The organism is Cupriavidus sp. 01L415 (genome assembly GCF_056400065.1).
On the sequence record NZ_JBFTSP010000085.1, the window covers coordinates 1 to 1,114 of the forward strand.

Annotated in this window: 1 protein-coding gene, 3 tRNA genes and 1 rRNA gene; all 5 read right to left on the minus strand. The window is 58.2% G+C overall.

Annotated elements, in window-relative coordinates; translation table 11 throughout:
* The coding region (locus AC1DOX_RS30985) for a GTP-binding protein (protein ID WP_477114100.1) at positions 1-273 on the minus strand (273 nt) is incomplete at its 3' end.
* 44 nt (positions 274-317) lie between these two features.
* Positions 318-392: transfer RNA gene (locus AC1DOX_RS30990), tRNA-Thr, on the minus strand.
* 37 nt (positions 393-429) lie between these two features.
* A tRNA-Gly gene (locus AC1DOX_RS30995) sits at positions 430-503 on the minus strand.
* 50 nt (positions 504-553) lie between these two features.
* Positions 554-639 (minus strand) — tRNA-Tyr (locus AC1DOX_RS31000).
* Between the two features lie 337 nt (positions 640-976).
* Positions 977-1,090, minus strand: a 5S ribosomal RNA gene (rrf, locus tag AC1DOX_RS31005).
* Positions 1,091-1,114 lie beyond the last annotated feature (24 nt).

Here is a 1,114-nt window from a genome sequence, read left to right on the forward strand (position 1 = left end):
GTTCTTCACATAGTCAGCGTGGCCCGGGCAGTCAACGTGCGCGTAGTGGCGGTTGGCCGTTTCGTACTCGACGTGCGCGGTGTTGATGGTAATACCGCGTGCCTTTTCTTCCGGCGCTGCGTCGATTTCGTCGTACTTCTTGGCGGCGCCACCAAACTTCGAGGCCAGCACCGTGGCAATCGCTGCCGTCAGCGTCGTCTTGCCGTGGTCAACGTGACCAATCGTACCTACGTTCACGTGCGGCTTGGTCCGCTCGAACTTTTCCTTTGCCATTTCGCGACTCCTGTCTCGGTAGCAATTGCCAGTGCGGGTATTGATGGTGCCCATGGGCAGGATCGAACTGCCGACCTCTCCCTTACCAAGGGAGTGCTCTACCACTGAGCCACATGGGCGAAACTTGACTTACTTCTTTGACGGCAACCGCGACATTGGAGCGGGTGAAGGGAATCGAACCCTCGTCGTAAGCTTGGAAGGCTTCTGCTCTACCATTGAGCTACACCCGCCCGGTTACTTCCTGCCTCACCGGCTTGCGCCGGGTTGCTGTCATGCATTCTGGTGGAGAGGGCTGGATTCGAACCAGCGTAGGCGTAAGCCAACAGATTTACAGTCTGCCCCCTTTAGCCACTCGGGCACCTCTCCGCAGAGAACTTGTGATTATGGTGGAGCTAACCTGGGCTGTCAAGCACTTTCCGTTGCGGAAGGTGGCTTTGCGGAAGACCCGGCGAGCCTGCCAGCGGAGCGCTTTGCGCTGCTCTAGCGGACCAGAATCGTTCGATATGAAATCGACGCTCTCACCCTATAGGGACGTCGCAATCGGACTGGAAGTCCGCTTGTGGCGCGGGTTTCGGGGAGCTGGAACTACAGCTCGTCGAGAGTCCGACACGCTGCCGATAATCAAGCCTAAACGCCGACGTGGAATTTGCCGCCGCAAAGCAAAACCCCCAGCTTTTGAGGGCTGGGGGTTYTGGGTATAAGAGCCTGGCGATGACCTACTTTCACACGGGTAGTCCGCACTATCATCGGCGCAAAGTCGTTTCACGGTCCTGTTCGGGATGGGAAGGGGTGGTTCCGACTCGCTATGGTCACCAGGCATGAGGGGTTGCCGGGCTGAGCA